10 protein-coding genes are annotated in these 22989 nt (G+C 75.1%); 5 read left to right on the forward strand and 5 right to left on the reverse strand.

Annotated features, from left to right (window positions below):
• Positions 1 to 78 precede the first annotated feature (78 nt).
• Entirely contained in the window at positions 79 to 15225 is a 15147-nt protein-coding gene (locus EV385_RS29595) for an amino acid adenylation domain-containing protein (protein WP_479723881.1), read from the forward strand.
• A complete protein-coding gene (locus tag EV385_RS29600) occupies positions 15222 to 15422 on the forward strand; it encodes an MbtH family protein (RefSeq protein WP_130512441.1) in 201 nt (66 codons plus the stop codon). The genes EV385_RS29595 and EV385_RS29600 overlap by 4 nt, the downstream gene beginning before the upstream one ends.
• 81 nt (positions 15423 to 15503) lie before the next feature.
• On the opposite strand, the gene EV385_RS29605 is transcribed toward EV385_RS29600, so the two are convergent.
• Positions 15504 to 17753 carry a catalase gene (locus EV385_RS29605; RefSeq protein ID WP_130512442.1) on the reverse strand — a complete coding sequence of 750 codons (2250 nt, stop codon included), beginning with the start codon at positions 17751 to 17753 and terminating at the stop codon, positions 15504 to 15506.
• A gap of 131 nt (positions 17754 to 17884) precedes the next feature.
• Positions 17885 to 19099 carry a PP2C family protein-serine/threonine phosphatase gene (locus tag EV385_RS29610; protein ID WP_242625146.1) on the reverse strand — a complete coding sequence of 405 codons (1215 nt, stop codon included), beginning with the start codon at positions 19097 to 19099 and terminating at the stop codon, positions 17885 to 17887.
• Positions 19100 to 19189: 90 nt separating this feature from the next.
• Here EV385_RS29610 and EV385_RS29615 point away from each other — a divergent pair, with 90 nt between their 5' ends.
• Positions 19190 to 20038 carry a Rieske (2Fe-2S) protein gene (locus EV385_RS29615; RefSeq protein ID WP_130512443.1) on the forward strand — a complete coding sequence of 283 codons (849 nt, stop codon included), beginning with the start codon at positions 19190 to 19192 and terminating at the stop codon, positions 20036 to 20038.
• An 85-nt stretch (positions 20039 to 20123) separates the two neighbouring features.
• Here EV385_RS29615 and EV385_RS29620 read toward each other — a convergent pair whose 3' ends face one another.
• The 3 genes from EV385_RS29620 to EV385_RS29630 all read right to left on the reverse strand — a co-directional run bounded on the left by EV385_RS29620 (position 20124) and on the right by EV385_RS29630 (position 22267).
• Complete coding sequence (locus EV385_RS29620; protein ID WP_130512444.1) at positions 20124 to 21140, reverse strand: SDR family oxidoreductase; 1017 nt, start codon at positions 21138 to 21140, stop codon at positions 20124 to 20126.
• Positions 21141 to 21367: 227 nt separating this feature from the next.
• Positions 21368 to 21805, reverse strand: coding sequence for a DUF6582 domain-containing protein (locus tag EV385_RS29625; protein ID WP_130512445.1), 438 nt, complete (start codon positions 21803 to 21805; stop codon positions 21368 to 21370).
• Positions 21806 to 21853: 48 nt separating this feature from the next.
• Positions 21854 to 22267, reverse strand: coding sequence for a CBS domain-containing protein (locus EV385_RS29630; RefSeq protein WP_130512446.1), 414 nt, complete (start codon positions 22265 to 22267; stop codon positions 21854 to 21856).
• 188 nt (positions 22268 to 22455) lie between these two features.
• On the opposite strand from EV385_RS29630, the gene EV385_RS29635 reads away from it, so the two are divergent.
• Positions 22456 to 22818, forward strand: coding sequence for a hypothetical protein (locus EV385_RS29635; protein ID WP_130512447.1), 363 nt, complete (start codon positions 22456 to 22458; stop codon positions 22816 to 22818).
• Positions 22819 to 22828: 10 nt separating this feature from the next.
• Entirely contained in the window at positions 22829 to 22957 is a 129-nt protein-coding gene (locus tag EV385_RS35840) for a hypothetical protein (protein WP_278045015.1), read from the forward strand.
• The last annotated feature ends 32 nt before the right edge of the window (positions 22958 to 22989 follow it).

Genomic DNA, 22989 nt, shown 5'->3' on the forward strand with positions numbered 1-22989 from the left:
CAGCACCCCTCAGGAGATACCGAGATGCCGTACGCGCAAGCCCACCCGCAACCGTCGTCGCACGGCATCCGGCCTCCCGTGGACTGCCCCGAGCTGACCTGGCCCGCCGCCTTCGAGGCGGCGGCCGCCCGGCGGCCCGGGGCGGTCGCGGTGGTGTGCGAGGACGATGCGCTGACGTACGCCGAACTGGACGCCGCCGCCAACCGGCTCGCCCACCTGCTCAGCGAGCGTGCGGTGGGCGTCGGCGACGTCGTCGGGATCGCCCTGCCCCGCGGCGTCGACCTCGTCGCCGCGATCCTCGGCGTGCTCAAGGCGGGCGCGGCCTACCTGCCCGTGGACCTCGACCAGCCCGCCGACCGGGTCGGCTACGTCCTCGCCGACTCCGCCACCCGGCTCGTCGTCACCACCGCGGACACGGCCGGCGAACTGCCGGACGGCGTCGCCGCGGTGACCCTCGCCGACGCGGCGGACAAGCCGGACACGCCGGTCGGCATGCGCGTCGCCCTGGACGACGCCGCGTACGTGATCTACACGTCCGGGTCCACCGGGCGGCCCAAGGGCGTCGTGGTCACCCACGACGGCATCGGGTCGCTCATCGTCACCGCGACCCGGCGGATCGGCGTGACGCCCGGGTCCCGGGTGGCCCAGTTCGCCTCGGTCGGCTTCGACGTGGCCGTCTGGGACATGGTCATGGCGCTCTGCGTGGGCGGCACCCTGGTCGTCGTCCCCACGCTGCGGCGGGTCGCGGGCGAGGACCTCACCTCCTACCTGTGCGCGCACCGGGTCACCCACGCGATCCTGCCGCCCGCCCTGGTCGCCGCGCTGCCCGACACGTGCACCCTGCCCGAGGGGATGGTGCTCGTCGTGGGCACCGAGACCGTCCCCGCGTCGCTCATCGCCCGGTGGGGGGCCAGCCTGCGCATCGTCGTCGCGTACGGGCTCACCGAGGCCACGGTGAACTCCACGCTGTGGCTGGCGACCCCCGACTGGGACGGGCCGCCGCCGATCGGCGAGCCGGACCCGAACACCCGCTGCTACGTCCTCGACGACGCGTTGCGCCCGGTGACCGGCGACGCCGCGGGGGAGCTGTACGTGGCGGGGCGCGGCCTCGCCCGCGGCTACCTCAACCAGCCTGCCCTCACGGCCACCCGGTTCGTCGCCGATCCGTACACCGTGGGCGGCCGGATGTACCGCACCGGGGACCGGGCCCGGTGGAATCCCGACGGGACGATCGACTTCCTCGGCCGCGCCGACTCCCAGATCAAGATCCGTGGGTACCGCATCGAGCCGGGCGAGGTGTCCAGTGTCCTGATGCAACACCCGGCGGTCGCCGGGGCGGCGGTAGTGGCCCGGCGGGACCAGCGCGGCGCACAGCGGCTCGTCGCGTACGTGTCGGCGCGGACCGGCGGCGGGGCCGAGGGGCAGATCGGCGCGCCGGTGCCCGCCGCGGCGGACGTCCGGGAGTTCGCGGCGCGGCGGCTGCCGGAATACCTGGTGCCCTCGGCGGTGGTCGTGCTGGACGGGCCGCTGCCCACCAACGCCAGCGGCAAGACCGACACCCGGGCGCTGCCCGACCCGGACTGGGGCGCCGCCGTCAGCGACACCCGCGCCGCCACCCCCAGCGAAGCCACCCTCGCCGCCCTCTTCGCCGAGGTGCTGCACCTGCCCGAGGTCGGCGTCCACGACAGCTTCTTCGCCCTCGGCGGCGACAGCATCGTCGCCATCAGCCTCGTCTCCGGCGCCCGGCGCGCCGGGCTGCACCTCACCCCCCGCGAGGTCTTCGAGCTGCAGACCGTCGCCGCGCTGGCCGCCGTCGCCGACACCCGGGACAGCGGCGCGACCCGGCACGACCCGTTCACCGGCCGCGTCCCGGCCACCCCGATCCTCGCCTGGCTGCGCGACCTGCACGGCCCGACCGAGCGGTTCTACCAGGCCACCGTGCTGCACACCCCGGCCGCGCTGACCACCGGGGCCGCCGCCCGCCTCGTCCAGGCCATCGTGGACCGCCACGACCTGCTGCGCGCCCGGCTGCGGGCCGACGGCGGCTTCGACATCGGAGAGCCGGGCACGGTCGCCGCCGCGAACCTCGTGCGCCCGGCCGCCGCCGGCGCGCCCGTCGACGAGCTGACCAGGGACGCGGTGCGGCGCCTCGACCCGCGCGGTGGGGTGATGCTCCAGGCCGTGCACATGACCACCGACCCGGGTACGCCAGGTGAGCGCACCGGCGGGCGGCTGCTGCTCGTCCTGCACCACAGCGTCGCCGACGGGGTCACCTGGCGGATCCTCGCGGACGACCTCGCCGCCGGGTGGGCGGCCCTGTGCGCCGGCACCGAGATCGCGCTGGCACCCGTGCCGACCAGCTTCGGGCGGTGGGCGCGGATCCAGCGGGACGCCGCCGCCGGGCGGACCGGCGAGCTGGCGTACTGGCGGGGGGTGCTGGCCGGCGGGGACGCCGGGTTCGGGGCCGCCGAGCTAGGGGCCGCGGACACCGCGGACACCGCCCGCCGGCACACCGTCACCCTGCCCGACGGGCTGACCGCGCCGCTGCTCGGCGAACTGCCCGCCGCGTTCGCGGGCGGCGTCAACGACATCCTGCTCACCGCACTCGCACTCGCCCTCGGCCAGTGGCGCCGCGACCGCACCGGGCACACCGGCACAGACGTCCTCATCGAACTCGAAGGCCACGGGCGGGAGGAGGTCGGCGGCGCCGACCTGTCCCGTACGGTCGGCTGGTTCACCACCCTGTTCCCGGTCCGCCTCGACCCCGGACCGGCCGGCGACCTGTCCGCCGCCGTCAAGGCCGTCAAGGAACAGCTGCGCGCGGCCCCCGACCACGGCATCGGGTACGGCATGCTGCGCTACCAGGCCCGCGTCGGCGCGCTCGCCGACGCGCCCACCCCGCGCGTCCTCTTCAACTACCTGGGCCGGTTCGCCGGCGCCGGCGCCGACTGGGCGGTCGCCGAGGGTGACCCGATCGCCGAGGACCGCGACCCCGGCCAGCCGATCACTCACCAGCTGGAGATCGACGCCGCCGTCCGCGACGAGGCCGACGGGCCCCGGCTGTCCGCGACCTTCACCTGGCCCGGGCGGGTGCTCGCCGAGGTGGACGTCGCCGACCTGGCCCGCCGCTGGGTGGCGGCGCTGGCCGCGATCGCCGCCGCGGCCGCCGAGCCCGGCTTCGGCGGGCGCACCCCGTCCGACTTCCCGCTCGTACCGCTCAGCCAGGCCCAGGTGGACGCGCTGCGCGGCGTGGAGATCCTGCCGGCGACGCCGCTGCAGGCCGGCATGTTCTTCGCCCGCGCCTCCGGCGACACCGACGAGTACGCGGTCACCCAGCGCATCGACCTGGCCGGACCGGTCGACCCGGCCGCGCTGCGGCGCGCCGTCGAGGCCGTCGTGGCCCGCCACCCCGCCCTGCGTACCGGGCTGCACCTGGACGGGACGCGGCTGCTGCAGGTCGTCGCGGACGCGGTGGTGGTGCCGTGGCGGGAACTGCCGGTGGGCGCCGACATCGCCGCGGAACTGGCCGCCGACCGGGCCGCCGGGTTCGACCTGAGCGTCGCGCCGCTGCTGCGCGCCGTGTACGCACCCACCGACTCCGGTGGCGTCCTCGGCCTGATCGTGCACCACGCCGTCGCGGACGGCTGGTCCGAGCCGATCATGCTGGCCGACATCCTGCGGGCGTACTCGGGGCAGCCGCTGCCGCCCGCCGCGCCGGCCGTGGCCGCCGCCCGGTGGCTGGCCGGGCGCGACCACGCCGCCGCCGAGGCGGCCTGGCGCACCGAACTGGCCGGGCTCACCGAACCCACCCTGCTGGCCGACCCGGCGGCGCCCGCCGCCGAGGCGACCGTCGTGGTCGACGAGTGGGACGCCGACACCACCGCCGCCCTGCTGGCCGCCGCCCGCGCGCACGGCCTCACCCTCGGCACCGTGCTGCACGCCGCCGTGGGCTTCGCGGTCGGCCAGGAGACCGGCCGCGCCGACGTCGTCGTGCACAGCACGGTGTCCGGCCGCCCCGCCGACCTGCCCGGCGTCGCCGACATGGTCGGCCTGTTCGTCAACACGCTGCCCGTGCGGGTCCGCTGGTCCCCTGAGGACGGCCTCGCCGACACCCTCGCCGGGCACCAGCGGCGGCAGGCGGCCCTGCTGGACCACCAGCACTTCGGCCTCGCCGACGCGCTGCGCATCACCGGCCTGCCGGTGCTGTCCGGCGTGCTGGTCGTGCTGGAGAACTACCCCGGCGCGCGCACCCTGGCCAGCGCCGACGGCACCGTCCGGGTCACCGCCACGAGCACGGTGGAGAGCCTGCACCACCCGCTGGAACTCACCGTCACCCCGGGCGAGCGGCTGCGCCTGCGCTGCGAGTACGACCCGGCCCGGCTGCCCGACGGCGCCGCGAACCGCCTGCTGGACGCCGTCCGGCGCGTCGCCGCGACCCTCGCCGCCGACCCCGGCACCCCGATGTGCCGGCTCGCGCTGGCCGACACGCGGCCCCTGGACGGCGGGCCCGCCGTCACCGGCGCCCCGTCCACCCTGCACGGCTGGGTCGCCGCGCAGGCGCGGGACCGTGCGGACGCGGTCGCGGTCGTCGACGGCGACCACGAGCTGACGTACGGCGAGCTGCACGGCCGCGCGCAGGCCCTGGCCGCCCGGCTGCACACCGCCGGGATCGTCGCGGGCGATGTCGTCGCCGTGTCGCTGCCCCGTGGCGCCGACCAGATCGTCGGCCTGTACGGCATCCTGCTGGCCGGTGCCGCGTACCTGCCGGTCGACCCGGAACACCCGGCCGACCGGGTCGCGTACCTGCTCGCCGACTCCGGCGCCCGGGCCGTGGTCACCCGCGCCGACGTCGACCTGCCCGCGGGCCCGGTACGGGTGCCCGTCGCGGGGCCGCTCGCCCCGGCGCCCGCCGTGACGGTGCCGGCGGGGGCGCCCGCGTACCTCATCTACACCTCCGGGTCCACGGGCGCGCCGAAGGGTGTGCTGGTGTCGCACGCCGCGGTCCTCGCCCAGCTGGCCTGGCTGCACCAGCGCTACGACCTCGACCGCGGCGAACGGTTCCTGCACCAGTACTCGACCAGCTTCGACCCGTCCGTCCAGGAGATCTTCGCGCCGCTGACCTGCGGCGGCACGGTCGTCGTCGCCGAACCGGGCGGCCAGCGCGACCCGCTGTACCTGGCCCGGCTCGTCGCGCGGCGGCGGGTCACCACCCTGGACCTGGTGCCGTCGATGTACGCGGCCCTGCTGGCCCAGCCGGAACTCGCCGACGGCGCGTGGGCGGCGAGCCTGCGCCGCGCGTTCTCCGGCGGCGAGAAACTCGACCCGGCCACCGCGGCGTCCTGGCGGGAGCGGACCGGGGTGCCGCTGTCCAACGTGTACGGCCCCACCGAGGCCGCGATCCAGGTCACCGACTGGCGCACCGGCGATGGCGACGGCGCCAGTGTCCCCATCGGACGGCCCGTCGCCGGGGTGCGCGCGTACGTGCTCGATCCGTGGCTGCGCCCCGTTCCGGCCGGGCTGCCCGGCGAGCTGTACGTGTCGGGCGCCCAGCTGGCGCTGGGCTACCACCGGCGGGCGGCGTTGACGGCGGCCCGGTTCGTGGCGGACCCGTTCACCCCGGGCGCCCGGATGTACCGCACCGGGGACCTGGTCAGCTACGACCCGGCGGGGGTGCTGCGGTTCCGGGGTCGCACCGACGACCAGGTGAAGATCCACGGGGTGCGGGTCGAGCCGGGGGAGTCGGCGGCCGCGCTGCGCGCCCTGCCCGGGGTCGCCGACGCCGATGTGCTGGCCCGCCCGGACGGCCGCGGTGCGCTGCGGCTGGTCGGCTACGCCGCGGGCGCCGGTCTCGACGGGGCGCGGCTGCGCGCCGAGCTGGCGGCGGCGCTGCCACCGGCCCAGGTGCCCGCCGTGGTCGTCGTGCTGGACGCGCTGCCCCGCACCCCCGGCGGCAAGCTGGACCGGACCGCCCTGCCCGACCCGGCGCCGGCCGCGCCAGCGGGCGTGCCCGACGCCGCCCCTGCCCGCGCCGGAACCTCACCGGCCGCCGCCCTCCCGCACCCGGTGCGGGTACTGGCGGAGACGTTCGCCGAGGTGCTCGGCCTGACGCAGGTCGGCCCGGACGACGACTTCTTCACGCTCGGCGGGGACAGCATCCTGTCGATCACGGTGGCGACCCGCGCGCGGGCCCGTGGACTCGTGGTGGGACCACGGGACGTGTTCGCGCGGCGTACCCCGTCGGCGATCGCGGCCGGGCTGCCCGACACGCCGTCCCCGATCGCCGGGGAACCCGACGCCGGAGCGGTGGCCGCCGCACTCGACGGGCTGGACGGCGCCGGGGACCCCGGGGACGTGGTGGCGCTGCCGATCGTCCACCAGTTGCGCGCCGACGGCGGCCCGATCACCCGGTTCCACCTGTCGGCGCTGGTGCAGACCCCGGCCGGGGCCGACCCGGCCACCATCGCGGCGGCCCTGCAGGCGGTCCTCGACCGGCACGACGCGCTGCGCCTGAGGCTGACCCGCCTCGCCGGTCTGCTGTGGTCGCTGGAGGTCCGCCCGGCCGGCGCGGTCGCCGCCGCGAACCTGCTCACCCGCGTCACCGGCCTCGACGACCTGGCCGGGCACCTCGACGCCGCCGTGGCCCGGCTCGACCCGGACGCCGGCACGATGGTGCAGGCGGTCCACTTCGACGCGGGCGCGCACGAGCCGGGGCGGCTGTTCCTGGCCGTGCACCACCTCGCGGTCGACGGGGTGTCCTGGCGCATCCTGCTGGCCGACCTGGCCGACGCGTACACCGAGGTGGCGGCGGGACGGCCCGCGCGGCTGGCGGCGGTGGGCACCTCGCTGCGGGCCTACGGGCGGCTGGTCGCGGCCGAGGCGGTCGACCGGACCCGGCTCGCCGAGCTGGAACACTGGGCGCGCACCCTGGCCCCGGGGGCGGAACTGGTGCCCGGCGCCGCGCGTACCGGCACCGTGGGGGACGCGGGGCGGCACACCGTGACGCTGGAGGTCGCCGAGTCCCGTCAACTGTTGACCGCCGACATCACCGAACGGCTCCTGACCGCCCTCGCCCGGGCCGCCCAGGGCTGGCGCGGAGCCCCCGGCGACCTGCTCGTCGACGTGGAGCGGCACGGCCGCACCGACCTCGACGGGGCCGACCTGTCCCGTACCGTCGGATGGTTCACCACCGTGCACCCGGTCCGCCTGCCGGCGGGGGCCGACGTGGCTCAGGTCCGCGACCTGGTCGCCGCGGACGGCGCCGGGTACGGCATGCTCCGCTACCTCAACCCGCAGACCGCGCCGCTGCTGGCCGCCCAGCCGTGCGCCCAGGTGCTGTTCAACTACTACGGCCGGATGCCCTCGGGCACCGGCGACTGGCAGCCCGTCCCGGAGTATGCCGCGCCCGGCTACGACCCGGGACTGGCCCTGCCGTACGTGTTGCAGGTCGACGTCGTCTGCCAGGACGGCCCGGACGGCCCCCGCTTCGAGGCGACCTGGACGTGGCCCACCGGCGTCGGTGGTCTCACCGAGGAGTCGGCGCTGGCCCTGGCCGACCGGTGGCGCGCCGAGCTGGCGTCGCTGGCCGTGGCGCGGCCGTCTTCAGTCCACGACGGCGGCGACGTACTCATCGAGCTGTCCGAGGGCGAGCTGGCGCTGGTCCACGCCGCGGCGGGCGGGCCGGTGGCCGAGGTGTGGCCGCTGTCGCCGCTGCAGGAGGGCATCCACTTCCACGCCACCTTCGACGACGACGCCGCCGATGTGTACACCGCCCAGGACGTGTACACGTTCGCCGCGCCGCTGGACGTGGCCCGGCTGCGCGCCGCCGCCGACGAGCTGCTGCGCCGCCACCCGGCGCTGCGCACCGGCATCGTCGCCGACGGGCTGACCAGCCCCGTCCAGTACGTGGCGGACGACGTGTCCGCGCCGCTGACCGTGCACGACCTGAGCGCCCTGCCCGCCGCCGAGCGGCGGGCACGGGTCGCGCGGGAGATCGAGGCCGACCGCACCCGCCGCTTCGACCTGAGCGCGGCGCCGCTGCTGCGGCTCACGCTGCTGCGCTGCGGCGACACCGACCGGCTCGTGCTCTCGCACCACCTCGTCGCCTGGGACGGCTGGTCGCAGGGCACCGTCCTGGCCGAACTGCTCGCGCTGTACGCCGGTGACGAGCTGCCGCCCGCGCCGTCGTACCGCGAACACCTGGCGTGGCTGCACCGGCAGGACCCGGACGAGGGGCTGGCCGCGTGGCGGTCCGCGCTGTCCGGTCTGGACGCGCCCACCCTGCTGGCCCCGTCCGGCACGGCCACCGAGACGCTGCCGTCGCGGCACGTCACCGAGCTCGGCGCCGACCGCAGCGAGCGGCTGCGCGCCACCGCCCGCGCCCGCGGCGTCACCCTCAACACCGTGCTGTCGACCGCCTGGGCGCTGGTGCTCGGCGGGCTGACCGGCCGCACCGACGTGGTGTACGGCGCCACGGTCTCCGGCCGCCCCGCCGACCTGCCCGGCGCGGCCGACACGGTCGGCATGTTCCTCAACACGGTGCCGCAGCGGGTGACCGTCGACCCGGCCGAGACGCTGGGCGCCCTGCTGCGCCGGGTGCAGGACGAGCGCACCGACCTGATGCCGTACGAGCATGTGAGCCTGTCCGCGATCCAGGGCACCGGCGGCCCGCTGTTCGACACCCTGTACGTGTTCCAGAACTTCGCCGACGCGGACGGCCTGGCCAACCTGCGGCGGCGGCACGGCATCACGGAGATCACCAGCCGGGACGCCACGCACTTCCCGCTGACCGTCGTGGTGACCCCGGGCGCCTCGCTGCGGCTGCTGTTGCTGCACCAGGCGGGCGTTCTCGACGCGGCGGGCGCGGCCGCGCTGGCCGAGCGGTACCTGGCCGTGCTGGACCGCTTCTGCGCCGGGGACCCGGTCGTGGGCAGCATCGACACGCTGTCCACCCGGGACCGGGAGTTGCTGGCCGCCGAATGGTCGGCCAGCGAGCACCCGATGATCGGCGACACGATCGCGGACCTGCTGGCCGCACAGAGCGCCGCCACCCCCGACGACGTGGCGCTGGTGTTCGGCGCGCAGCGGCTCAGCTACGCCGACCTGGACGCCCGGGTCAACCGGCTGGCCCGCCTGCTGATCGCCCGTGGCGCGGGCCCGGAACGGGTGATCGCGCTGGCCCTGCCCCGTTCGATCGACATGGTGGTGGCGCTGTTCGCGGTGCTGCGAACCGGGGCCGCGTACCTGCCGCTGGACCTGGATCATCCGACCGAGCGGCTGCGCTGGATGCTGGCCGACACCGGCCCGGTGTGCGTGGTGACGAACTCCGAGGTGCTGGCGCGCCTCGGCGAAGGCCCCGCGGCACCGCTGGTGCTGGACGACCCCGCGGTGCTGGCACAGGCGGCGGCCACCTCGCCCGCCCCGGTGACCGACGCGGAGGTGCCGCTGTTCGCGCGGGGCCGCCCGGGCCGGCTGGAACACCCCGCGTACGTGATCTACACGTCCGGTTCGACGGGCCGCCCCAAGGGGGTGGTGACGCCGTACCGGGGGCTGACCAACATGCAGCTCAACCACCAGGAGAACATCTTCGCCCCGGCGATCGCCGCCGCGGGTGGGCGGCGGCTGCGGATCGCGCACACGGTGTCGTTCGCGTTCGACATGTCGTGGGAGGAACTGCTGTGGCTCGTCGAGGGCCACGAGGTGCACGTCTGCGACGAGGTGCTGCGCCGCGACGCGGAGGCGCTGGTCGCCTACTGCGACGCCCACGAGGTCGACGTCGTCAACGTGACACCCACCTACTGTCAGCTGCTCATCGAGCAGGGGCTGCTGGCGGACGGGCCGGGACGGCACCGGCCCGCGCTGGTGCTGCTGGGCGGGGAGGCGGTCTCCGACGCGGTCTGGTCGGCACTGCGCGACACCGACGGCGTGTACGGCTACAACCTGTACGGGCCCACCGAGTACACGATCAACACGCTGGGCGGCTCCACCATGGACTCGGCGACCCCGACGGTCGGCCAGGCCATCTGGAACACGCGGGCGTACATCCTGGACGGTCACCTGCGGCCGCTGCCGCCGGGCGCGCCGGGTGAGCTGTACATCGCGGGCATCGGGCTGGCGCGCGGCTACCACCACCGGGCGGACCTGACCGCGGCCCGGTTCGTCGCCGACCCGTACGGTGCGCCCGGCACGCGGATGTACCGCACCGGTGACCTGGTGCGCCGGGCCGCGGACGGCAACATCGACTTCCTCGGGCGCACCGACGACCAGGTGAAGATCCGCGGGTACCGGGTGGAGCTGGGGGAGATCACCTCGGCCGTGCAGAGCCACCCGGCGATCGCCCACGCGGCCGTGATCGCGGACACCTCGGGCCCGGCGGCCCGGCTCCTCGCGTACGTGGTCCCCGCCGGCGATGCCGCGCCGGACCTGGCCGACATCCTGCGCGCCCATCTGGGCCGGACCCTGCCCGAGTACATGGTTCCGGCGGCGTTCGTGCCGGTCGGCACGCTGCCGCTGACCGTGAACGGCAAGCTCGACGTGGCCGCCCTGCCGAAACCGGCGGCGGAACGGCGCGGCGGACGGCCCGCCGCCACGGCCACCGAGAAGGTCCTGTGTGAACTGTTCGCCGACCTGCTCGCAGTGCCCGACATCGGCGCCGACGACCACTTCTTCCACCTCGGCGGGCACAGCCTGCTGGCCACCCGCCTGGTCAGCCGGGCCCGCACCGCGCTGGGCACCCACCTGTCGGTGCGGGACCTGTTCGAGGCGCCCACCCCGGCCGCGCTGGCGGTCCGCGCCGACGCCGGGCGCGACGCGGCGGCCCGGCCGGCGCTGCTGGCCCGGACCCGCCCGGAACGCATCGAGCTGTCCGCGGCGCAGCAGCGGCTGTGGCTGACCCAGCAGCTCGACGCGGGCTCGGCCGCGTACAACTTCCCGCTCGTGCTGCGCGTTTCCGCGGTGCCGGACGTGGCGGCACTGGCCTCGGCGCTGGCGGATGTGGCCGGGCGCCACGAGTCCCTGCGTACCGTGTTCCCGGCCGACGGCGGCGCCCCGCACCAGCGCGTGCTGCCGGTGGCGCCGGTGCCGGTCGAGGTGGCGGAACCGGCCGACGAGCCGGTCGCGGCGGCCGCCGTGCGCGCCGCCGTGCACCGCCCGTTCGACCTGGCGGTCGAGCCGCCGCTGCGGGCCGCCGTGCACCCGCTGACCGGCGGCGGGTGCCTGCTGGTGCTGCTGCTGCACCACATCGCCACCGACGAGTGGTCCGACCGGCCGTTCCTGGCCGACCTGGACACCGCGTACGCGGCCCGCCGCGCGGGAACGGCACCCCGGTTCACCCCGCTGGCCGTCCAGTACGCCGACTACACGCTGTGGCAGCGCGACCTGCTCGGCGACCCGGCCGACCCGGCCAGCCTGGCCGCCCGGCAGCTCGACCACTGGGCCCGTACGTTGGACGGCGCCCCGCCGGAGCTGGAACTGCCCACGGACCGGCCGCGCCCCGCCGCGCCCACGTTCGCCGGGCGCGAGATCGAACTGGACATCCCCGCCGCGGCCGCGCTGCGTGCGCTGAGCCGCGCGAGCGGCGCGAGCATGTTCATGGTGCTGCACGCGGCGGTCGGTGCCCTGCTGCACCGGCTGGGTGCGGGCTGCGACCTGCCGATCGGCGCGCCGATCGCGGGCCGCACCGACGAGGCCCTCGACGACCTCGTCGGCTTCTTCGTCAACACGCTGGTGCTGCGCACCGACCTGTCCGGCGACCCGAGCTTCACCGCCCTGATCGAGCGGGTACGCCAGGCAGACCTGGCCGCGTTCGCCCACGCGGACGTGCCGTTCGAGGCGGTCGTGGAGCACCTCAACCCGCCCCGCTCGCTGGCCCGCAACCCGCTGTTCCAGGTGATGGTCGGCTACCACGCCCGTTCCGGCGCGGACACGGTCACGCTCGGCGACCTGACCGGGCAGTGGGAGCCGGTCGAACACCGGGCGGCGAAGTTCGACCTGGTCTTCAGCTTCGCCGACTACACCGACACCGGCCGGCTGATCTGCCGGATCGAGTACGCCACGGAGCTGTTCGACCCGGGCACCGCGACGGCGATCGGGCAGCGCCTCACCCGGCTGCTCGACGCGGTCGCCGCGGACCCCGCGGTGCCGGTCAGCGCGGTCGACATCCTGCTGCCCGGCGAGCGCACGCGGGTGCTGCACGACTGGAACGACACCGCCCGCGACGTCGCGGAGCTGACCTGGCCGGAGCTGTTCGACCGCGCCGCCGCGCAGCGCCCGGACGCGGTCGCGGTCGTCGACACCGCCGGGCAGTGGACGTACGCGCAGCTCGACGCGCACGCCAACCGGCTGGCCCGGCTGCTGGCCGACGCCGGGGTCGGTGCGGAGTCCGTGGTCGCGCTGGGGCTGCCCCGGACCCGGGAGTTCCCGGCCGCGGTGCTGGCGGTGCTGAAGCTGGGGGCGGCGTACCTGCCGCTGGAACCGGCCCATCCCGCCGACCGGCTGGCCTACCAGCTGGCCGACTCCGGTGCGGCCGTGGTGGTGACCACCGCCGAGCTATCCGGCCGGATCCCCGGCGACCTGCCCCGCGTCGTACTGGACGAACCGGGCACGGCGGCCGCGCTGGCCGCCGCCGACCCGGGGCCGCTGGGCCGGGCGCCGGCCGGGCTGCACGCGGCGGCGTACGTCATCTACACCTCCGGGTCGACCGGCCGCCCCAAGGGGGTGTGCGTGCCGCACGAGGGCATCGCCTCGCTGGCCGCGACCGCGATCGACCGGATGCGGCTGACCCGCGACTCGCGGGTGCTCCAGTTCGCCTCACCCGGCTTCGACGTGGCCGTGTTCGAGCAGGTGATGGCGTTGTGCGTGGGCGGCACCCTGGTGATCTGCCCGGAGCAGGCCCGCGTGGCGGGTCCGGCGCTGACCGACTTCGTCGCCGCGCACGCCGTCACCCACCTGATCCTGCCGCCGTCGCTGATGGCCGCCCTGCCGGACGGCTGCGAGCTGCCGGAGGGCGCGACGATCCTGGTCGGCACGGAAACCGTGCCGCCGGACCTGATCGGACGGTGGTCGCGGCGGCTCAACCTGCTCGGCGCGTACGGCCTCACCGAGGCCACCGTGAACAGCACCCTGTGGCAGTCCGTGCCCGGCTGGACGCAGGCCGTCCCGATCGGCGTACCCGACCCGAACACCCGGTGCTACATCCTCGACGAGGCGCTGCGGCCGGTCCCGCCCGGCGCACCCGGCGAGCTGTACGTGGCCGGGCGCGGCCTGGCCCGCGGCTACCTGGGCCAGCCCGGCCTGAGCGCCGCCCGGTTCGTCGCCGACCCGTACGGGCCGCCCGGTGCCCGGATGTACCGCACCGGGGACCGGGCCCGCTGGCGCGCCGACGGGACCATCGACTTCCTCGGCCGGCTCGACGACCAGGTGAAGATCCGCGGCTTCCGGATCGAACTGGGCGAGGTGGCCGCCGCGCTCACCGCCCACCCGGACGTCGTGCAGGCGGTCGCCGTGGTGGACCGCGACGGCCCGCTGACCCGCCTCATCGGGTACGCCCAGGCCGCCCCGGGCACCGACGCCGAGCTGGTCCGGGCGTACGCGGGCACCCGGCTGCCCGAGTACATGGTGCCCGCGATGGTGATCCTGCTGGAGCGGCCGCTGCCGCTGACCAGCAACGGCAAACTCGACCGGGCGGCCCTGCCCGCCCCGGACTGGGCGGCCCTGGCCGGTGACGACGAGCCGTCCACCGACACCGAACGGGCGCTGGCCACCATCGTGGCCGACCTGCTGCGCCTGCCCCGGGTGGGCGTACGGGACAGCTTCTTCGCCCTCGGCGGGCACTCGATGCTGGCGATGCTGCTGGTCGGCCGGGTCCGCGCCGAACTGGGCGCGGAGCTGTCCATCCGCGACGTGTTCGACGCGCCCACGGTCGCCGACCTGGCCGTCCGGATCCGGCTGTCGGCGGCCTACCCGGCGCCGACCCGCGCCCCCCGGCCCGCCGTGGTGCCGGCGGCACCGGCGCAGCAACACCTGCTGACGCCTGCCCGGCAGTGGGACCACGCCCTGCTGCTGCGGGCACCGCACGGCTTCGACCCGGCCGCGTTGGCCGCCGCCTGGGCGGACGTGTGCGCCCGGCACGAGCCGCTGCGCACCGTGCTGGTGGACGGCCGTCAGGTGCTCGCCGACCCGCCCCCGCTGCGCGAGGCCACGGTCACCGGCATCACGCTGGACGTGGCCGCCGCGACCATCGCCGGTCAGCCGCGCCCCGGGGGCGGCCCGGTGCAGGCGCACCTGATGACCCGCGACGGGGCGCAGGCGCTGCTGCTGACCATGGCGCACGTGGCGGTCGACGAGTGGTCGGTGCTGCCGCTGACCGACGACCTCGCGGCGGCGTACGAGGCCCGCCGGGCCGGGCGGGCACCGGACTGGGCACCACTGCCGGTGACCTACGCCGACGCCACCCGGTGGTGGGGCGAACTGCTCGGCGATCCGGCCGACCCGCACAGCCGGCACGCCCGCCAGCTCGCCTGGTGGCGCGACCGGCTGCGGGACGCCCCCGCGCTGCGGCTGCCCACGGACCGGCCGGCGCCGGAGCTACGGACCGGCCAGGGCGCCGAGGTGGAGCTGACTCTCAGCGCCGCCGAACACGCGGCCGTGGACGCGCTCGCCCAGGCCACCGGAACCAGCATGTTCATGGTGCTGCACGCCGCCCTGGCCGCCGTGCTCACGGCCCGGGGCGCGGGCGCGGACCTGCCGATCGGCATCCTCACCGCGGGCCGCACGGACGCCGCCCTGGCCGACCTGGTCGGCTGCTTCGCCCACCCGCTGGTGCTGCGCACCGACACCGGTGCCGACCCGACCCCCGCCGGCCTGCTCACCCGGGTACGCGCCGCGACCCTGGCCGCCCTCGACCATCAGGACGTGCCGTGGGCCGCCGTACGGGCCGCGACGCTCGGCGCGGACCCGGCCGTGCTGGTCGTGCACCACGAGCAGGCGGAACTGGCCACGCCCGGCGGGGGCGGCTTCGACGCCGTACCGACCCGGGTGGCCCACGCGGACCTCGTGCTGAGCTGCTACGAGCCGCGCGGCGCGGGCCCGGTCGAGTGCTACCTCGGCTACGCCACCGACGTGTTCGACCAGCCCACCGTCGCCGGGCTGGCCGCCGAGCTGCGCGCGACCGTGGCGGCGTTCGCCGCCCATCCCGACCGTCCGATCTCCACCCTCAAGGAGCACAGATGAGCAACCCGTTCGACGCCGCTGACGGTTCGTTCCTCGTCCTGGTCAACGACGAGCAGCAGCACAGCCTGTGGCCGGCGTTCGCGCCGGTGCCCGCCGGCTGGCGTCAGGTCGCCGGCCCGGACACCCGCCAGGCCTGCCTCGACTTCGTCGAGAAGAACTGGACCGACCTGCGCCCGCTGTCGCTGCGGGCCGGGTGACCGGCCCGCGTCCGCGCTCGCTGCCTCCGGACGGCCGCGGGACCGGTGGCCGTACCCCCGTGACGACCACCGGCGTCGGAGTCAGACGCTCGCGAAGCGCTGCCACACCCGGTGGGTGGCCAGCAGTTCCTGGACCGCCGCGAAGGTGTCCGGGCCGGCGTAGGCGGAGATCACGCCGGGCGTGCCGGCGATGCCCGCCGCCCGCAGGACGGCGGTGCCGTCGCCCCACGCGCCGATCGCCTTGGCGTGCCGCCACGCCTCCTCGGCCAGGCGCAGCACCCGTGGGTCGATCGGCGCCGGGTCCGCGGTGCCCGCCTTGGCGTCGCGGACCGCGCCGGGCGCCGGGGCGGGCGCGGCGGCCAGCAGCAGCGCGTCGAACTCCACCGACCGGGCCGTGTCGAACGTGCGCTGCACGGTCAGGTCACCCAGCTGCCCGCCGTGCGGCGCGATCACCAGCGGGACCAGCCCGGCACCGAAGGCGGCCTCCCGCACCGCGGTCACCCCGGGCAGGTCGGCGTCGGGGCCGACGACGATGCCGACGATCCGGCCCTCGGCCGGCCACTGCGCACCCACCTGCGACAGCGCCGGGCTGGGCACCACCTCGGCCAGCGGCGTCGTCGGCTTCGGTACGGGCAGGCCCAGGCCGGTCGCCACCCGCTCGCACAACACCGGGTCGATGTCGGCCAGGCACTGGACCTGCCGCTCCTTGATGGCCTGCTCGTAGCACTTGCCCAGTTCGAATGTGTACGCGTGCACGATGTGCTCCTGCTCGACCGGCGTCATGCTCTGCCAGAAGAGGCGGGTCTGGCTGAAGTGGTCGGCGAAGGACACCGGGTTCGCCCGGATCTTCGGCGCCTCGGCGACCCGCACGGGCACGTCCACGAACGCGTTCTCGTCGTCGCCGGCCTCGAACGGGTTGCCGCCGTCCAGCGAGTTCGGCCGGTACGGCGCCACGCCCGCGTGCACGGCGTGCTGGTGGAAGCCGTCGCGCAGCATGTCGTTGACTCCGGCGTGCGGGCGGTTGATCGGGATCTGCGGGAAGTTCGGTCCGGCCAGCCGGGTCAGCTGGGTGTCCAGGTAGGAGAAGAGGCGGCCCTGCAGCAGCGGGTCGTTGGTCACGTCGATGCCGGGCGGCAGGTTGCCCAGGTGGAACGCCACCTGCTCCGACTCGGCGAAGAAGTTGCTCGGCGTGCGGTTGAGTACCAGCTTGCCGACGCGTTGCACCTCGGCCAGCTCCTCGGGCACGATCTTGGTCGGATCGAGCAGGTCGATGCCCGCGAACGTCTCCTCGGGCGTGTCGGGGAACACCTGCAGCCCCAGTTCCCACTCCGGGTACGCGCCGGCCTCGATGGCGTCGTACAGATCGCGGCGGTGGAAGTCGGGGTCGACCCCGCTGATCAGCTGGGCCTCCTCCCACAGCAGCGAGTGCACGCCCAGCCTGGGCTTCCAGTGGAACTTCACGAGCACCGTCGCACCGGCGTCGTTGACCAGCCGGAACGTGTGCACCCCGAACCCCTCCATGGTCCGGTACGAGCGGGGGATGCCCCGGTCGGACATGTTCCACATGGTGTGGTGCTGCGCCTCGGTGTGCAGGGAGACGAAGTCCCAGAACGTGTCGTGGGCGCTCTGCGCCTGCGGGATCTCCCGATCCGGGTGCGGCTTGGCGGCGTGGATGACGTCCGGGAACTTGATCGCGTCCTGGATGAAGAACACCGGGATGTTGTTGCCGACCAGGTCGAAGGTGCCCTCGTCGGTGTAGAACTTCGTGGCGAAGCCGCGGGTGTCGCGCACGGTGTCGGCCGAGCCCCGCGAACCCAGCACCGTGGAGAAGCGCACGAAGACCGGTGTCTCGCGCCCCTTCTTGAGGAACCCGGCCCGGGTGATCGCCTCGGCGGTGCCGTACGCGGTGAACACCCCGTGGGCCCCGGCGCCCCGGGCGTGCACCACCCGCTCGGGGATCCGCTCGTGGTCGAAGTGGGTGATTTTCTCGCGGAAGTGGTGGTCCTGCAGGAGGATCGGCCCGCGCGCCCCGGCCTTGAGCGAGTGGTCGGTGTCGCGCAGCCGGGCCCCCTGGGCGGTGGTCAGGTAGGCGCCCTGCTGGGCGAACGCGGCGGCCGGGCAGCCGGGGACCGCGCCCGTGGGAGTGCGCGGCTCCGGGGTGCCCTGCTCCGGCTTGGGCGGCAGCGGCTCGGCCGGCTCGGTCGGCTCCGCCAGCGCCGGGGTGCCGCTGCCGGGCGCTCCGGGCACTCGGGGCGTGGCGGCGTCGGTGAGCTTGGCGGCGGCGTGCTGCACGGCTTCCTTGACCGCCTCGACGGGCTTGCGGGGATCCATCAGACCGGCTCCTAGCGAGGTTGGGTGTCCGATTCGCTCCAGTTACCCGGACCGCCGTGCCTCTAACGTGCGCTATCAGACCGTGGTGCCTTCGCGGAGTCCGGCCTGGAGCGGCCGGAGTCCGCGTGAGGTCACGCGTCGTCGGGATCGCGCCGGATGGCCAGGAGGGCGATGTCATCGGTCGGCTTCGTCAGCCCGATGACGTTCATGATGGTGCGGCAGACCGATTCCGGATCGTCCGCCTTGACCACGTCGACGAGCGCGTTCAGGCCGACGTCGATGACCTCGCCCCGGCGCTCCACGAGACCGTCGGTGTAGCACACCAGCAGGCCTCCGGGCGGCAGCTCCAGGCTGGTCGTGTGCCGGCCGCCGTCGGTCCGGCCCACCCCGAGCGGCGGGTCGACCGGGGCGTCGATCAGGGTGGTGGGCCCGTCCGGCGCCGCCAGCACCGGCAGCACGTGCCCGGCGGTGGAGAGCAGCAGCGTCCCCCGGTCCGGGGAGATCATCACGTAGCAGGCGGTGGTGAGGCTGCCGGCCTCGAAGTGGCGGACCTTGCGGTCGAGCATGGTCAACACCTCACCCGGGTCGCAGGTGAGCAGGCTGTACGCCCGCAGCGCGCTGCGGACCCGGCCCATCACGACCGCCGAGGCGAGGCCGTGACCGGCGACGTCGCCGATGACCACGCCGAGCCAGCCGGACGGGAGCGCGAAGACGTCGTACCAGTCGCCGCCGATGCCGAACTCGTGGCCGGGCACGTACCGGGCGGCCAGCGCCAACCCGTCGATCCGGGGCAGCGTCGGCGGGATCAGGCTGCGTTGCAGCGCCAGCGCGGCGGTCTGCTCGACCTTGCGGCTGCGGATCTGCCCGGCCACCGCGGCGCGGTCGGCGGCCAGTTGCAGCAGGCTGAGGTCCTCGTCGGTGAACTCCCGGTGACTCATGGTGCCGACGTGCAGCACCCCGATGACCTCGCCGCCGACGAAGATCGGCACGCCGAGCAACGACCGCAGGCCCTTCTCGATCAGTATCGGGTTGAAGACGTCGTCCCTGGTCAGCTCGGCCAGCAGCGCGGGCTGGCGGGTCTGGGCGATCCGGCCCGCGAAGCCCCGCCCGATGGGGATCCGTACGCCCTGGCGTACCTCCTCCTCCAGGCCCTTGGCCGCGGTGGCGACCAGCTGCTGGGAGTGGGGGTCGACCAGCAGGATCGTGGCGGTGTCGGTGTTCAGCAGGTCGCGGACGCGTTCGAGTAGCTCGTCGAGCATGTCGGAGACCTCGAGGCGCGACAGGGTGGCGTCCGTGACCGCCTCAAGGCGACGCAGCCGCTCGTCGTCGCGTAATCCCTGTCCCACGGCGTCAGCGTAGTGCCATGGTCATTCCATCCCGATCCGGCTACCGCGACGGGTGTTTTCCGTCCCGCAGCCGGGGGAATCCGGCAAGTCATGCAGACGCTCACCAGGCTCCAGGAAGCCCGCTCGCTCGACCCGGTCAGCGACAAGTTGCAGGCGGCCGTCACCAAGGTGGTCCGGCCGCAGCGGCTGCGTGACCTGCTGCAGGGCATCTGGCTCGGCCATCCCCTGCACCCGGCGCTGGTGCAGGTGCCGATCGGCGCGTTCCTGTCGGCGGCCGTGCTCGACCTGATGCCCGGCCGCCGCCGGGCGGCGACCACCCTGATCGCGGTCGGCACCGGCTCGGTGGCGCCCGCGGTCGCCGCCGGCCTGCTCGACTGGTCCCAGATGACGCCGGACCGGCGCCGGGTGGGGCTGGTGCATGCCGCCGCCAACACGGTCGCGGTGGGCCTGTACGCCGCGTCGCTGGTCGCGCGCCTGAACGGCCGCGACGGCCGGGGCCGGCTGCTGGGTTTCGCCGGTCTGTCGGCGGCGGGACTCGGCGCGTTCCTCGGCGGCCACCTGTCGTTCGCGCAGGGTGCCGGCACCAACCAGGCCGTGCCGGAGCTGGCGCGGGTCCCGGCGGACTGGACGGCGGTGGGCTCCCTGGCGTCCCTGCCCGACCGCAAACCCACCGTACGGACCGTCGGCGACGTGCCGGTCCTGCTGTACCGGACCGGTGACCGGGTCTGCGCCCTGATCGAACGGTGCGGGCACGAGACCGGCCCGCTCGGTGAGGGCGACATCGTGGGCGAGGGGCCCGACGCCTGCGTGGTCTGCCCCTGGCACGGCAGCACGTTCCGGCTGGCGGACGGCGCGGTGGTGCACGGCCCCGCCGCCAGCGATCAGCCCACCCTGCCCACCCGGGTCCGCGACGGCATGGTGGAACTGCGCCAGCCCTGACCGGAGCCGGCCCTGACCGGTCTTGATCGAGGCCGGCCCTGATCGCCGGTCCCTCGCGCGGCCCGCCGTGCGGGGGACCGTGCCGTCAGCCGCGACGCCGGCCCCGGCCGAGCGCGGCGGCGGCCCCGGCCAGGGCGGCCGCGCCGCCGAGCGCCAGCAGGCCGTGGTGCTGGGAGGCCCACAACTGAGCGGTACGCCGGTGCGCCCGCCGGTCGAATGCCCCGTGCGCGCCGTGGTCGACGTCCTGGTCGGCGGGCTTCCACAGGTTTCCGGGGTATTCCGGGTCGTGCGGCTGACCGGTCTGCTGGGAGGCGTAGCCGGTGCGGGCCAGGTAGCGGTCCAGCAGCCCGGGGGCCACGGCGTTGGCCAGCAGGGTGGCGACGGTCGACCCGCCCACCCAGTACTCGCGGCGCCGGGGGTGGTCGGAGGCGTACTCGATCGCCCGGGCGGCCACCTCGGGCTGGAAGATCGGCGGCACCGGCTGGGCGCGGTGCGGCAGCCGGGAGCGGACCCAGCCGAACTGCGGGGTGTTCAGCGCGGGCATCTGCACCATGGTCACCCGTACCCGGCTGTGCTCGTGCAGCAGCTCGCAGCGCAGCGCCTCGGTGAAGCCCTGGATGGCGTGCTTGGCGCCGCAGTACGCGGTCTGCAGGGGAATGCCCCGGTATGCCAGCGCCGAGCCGACCTGGACGATGGTGCCCCGGTCGCGGGGCAGCATCCGGTCCAGCGCGGCCCGCGTGCCGTACACGAAGCCCAGGTAGGCGACCTCGGTGACGCGCCGGAACTCCGCCGGGCCGATCCGGGTGAAGGGCGCGAACACCGAGGTGAACGCGTTGTTGATCCACACGTCGATCGGGCCGAGCTCGCCCTCCGCCCGCGCGGCCGCCGCCTCGACCGCCCCGGCGTCGGCGACGTCGACGGCGATCGGCAGGGCGGTGCCGCCCGCCCGGGTGACCTCGTCCGCCGCGGCCGCCAGTCCGGTCTCGCCCCGGGCCAGCAGGACCAGCCGGTCGCCGCGGGCGGCCAGCCGCCGGGCGGTGGCGCGGCCGATGCCGCCGCTGGCCCCCGTGATCACGACGGTACGGGCGGTGCGCCCCGGCATGGTGGCCTCCTCGGTGACGGAACGGCTGCGCCTGCGCATACCCACGCGGCCCGTCCGGGACACCTGGGGACGGCGTTCCCGGGTGAATACCGGGCAGCCTGGGCCAAAGTTCTCTCCTCCAGGCAGCTCACGGCCCGGTAGTGGCGCACAGAGCGGGGGCCCATGGGACGGGCGGCAGTGCCGATCCCATGGGCCCCTGGCCTCCCCAGGCCGCGGCGGACGTTCGGTCAGCCGCTCTGCAGGGCGCGCAGCAGCGCGTCCTTGGTCATCGTGGAACGGCCCTTCACCTCGCGGCGGCGGGCCTCGGCGTACAACTCGGCCTTCGAGCGCTGGGCTCGCGGTGACGCGGCGAGCTCGGCCCTGGTGGGTGTCCGGGGTTTGTCGGACGACTTCCTGGTCGCCGACGGCTTGCCCAGCTCCTGCCACCGGCTTTCCGTCATCTGCACACCGAACTTGCGCGCGGCCCGCTGGATCCGCCGGAACGCCTCGTCGCGCTCCCGGTCGGTGACATCACGCACCTGATCGAAGCGGGCGATGGCGTTGCGTACGTGCGCGGCGTCGGTCAACGGCTCCTTGCGCACCCGGGGGAAGGCGAACCTGGTGTCCGGCAACGCGTTACGGTGCTCGGCGTCCAGCTCCTGTGGACGCGTTCTCCTGGTAGCCATGAATGTCTGCTACCCGCCGGCGCGACGGCGAAATCCCCGCGTGCGCCGCTACCTGCTGAGGGTGTCGATCAGGTCGCCCACCGGGCGGTCCGGCAGGGCCCGGGCCACATCGGCCACCGCGACGATGCCGACGAGCTGGTGGCCGTCGATCACCGGCAACCGGCGCACCTTGTGACTGGCCATCGTGCGCAGCACCTCGGCGACGTCGTCGTCGGCGCCGATGGTGACCGGCTTGCCCTGCGCCAGCTCGCCCGCGGTCATCTCCTCGGGGTTGCGGTGCTGGGCGACCGCCTTCGTGACGATGTCGCGGTCGGTGAGCATGCCCTTGAGCCGGTTGTCCTCGCCGCAGATCGGCAGCGAACCGACGTCGAGGTCGGCCATCTTGCGGCCCGCGTCGGCCAGGGTCTCCCGCTCCCCGATGCACGTGACGTCGGGTGTCATGATCTCGCGTGCGGTCGTCATGCTGACTTCCTTTCTCGGTCCGAGCCCCTGGGTGTACCCCGGGTGGACCGGGGCAATCACCCGGCTGGTCCCGGGCCAGCGTTTCGGCGGATCGGCGCGCGGGGCATGACGTTGTCCTGCCGCCGACGCCGAACCGGTGGGGCGTCGCCTGGCACGGCGGTAAGGATCTCCGGCACCTCCTGACCCCCGTGGTCGACCGGATCATGACCATCCCGGACAATGGCGTCGTGGGTATCGATGTTCGAGTCCAGGAGTACACCGGGGAGGTCGTCGACACGCTCGACAGCGCCGTTGGTGTCAACCGGCTCGCTGCGCACGCGGCCAATGATCCAGCCCGGTATCCGCTGCTCGCGGGAGTCGACGAGACCGACGACACCTACTTCAACTCCCGGCAAGCCAACAGGCTCGTCTCGGAACTAGCAACGCTGGCGGCCGATCACCCCGACCCGGAGGTGGCCACAGCCGCCACGCGCATCATCGCTCTGGCTGACCTGCTGCGGGCAGCGCCAGGACGACCACACCATCGCCAACTGATCTTCATCGGCGACTGACTTTTTGCCGGTGATCCGCGACCGGTCGCACGCCGACCGCGAGGAGGATCCGTCGTACGGGCGGCGCTGGCAGGTGATCGACGCCGGCATGATCAACGACTGTCTGCGCGAGATCAGCGGCCGGCGGATGACCGCGTAGTTGACCCTCGACCGGTTGCGGTTCGGTAGTTC

The organism is Krasilnikovia cinnamomea, assembly GCF_004217545.1.
Classification (GTDB): domain Bacteria; phylum Actinomycetota; class Actinomycetes; order Mycobacteriales; family Micromonosporaceae; genus Actinoplanes; species Actinoplanes cinnamomeus.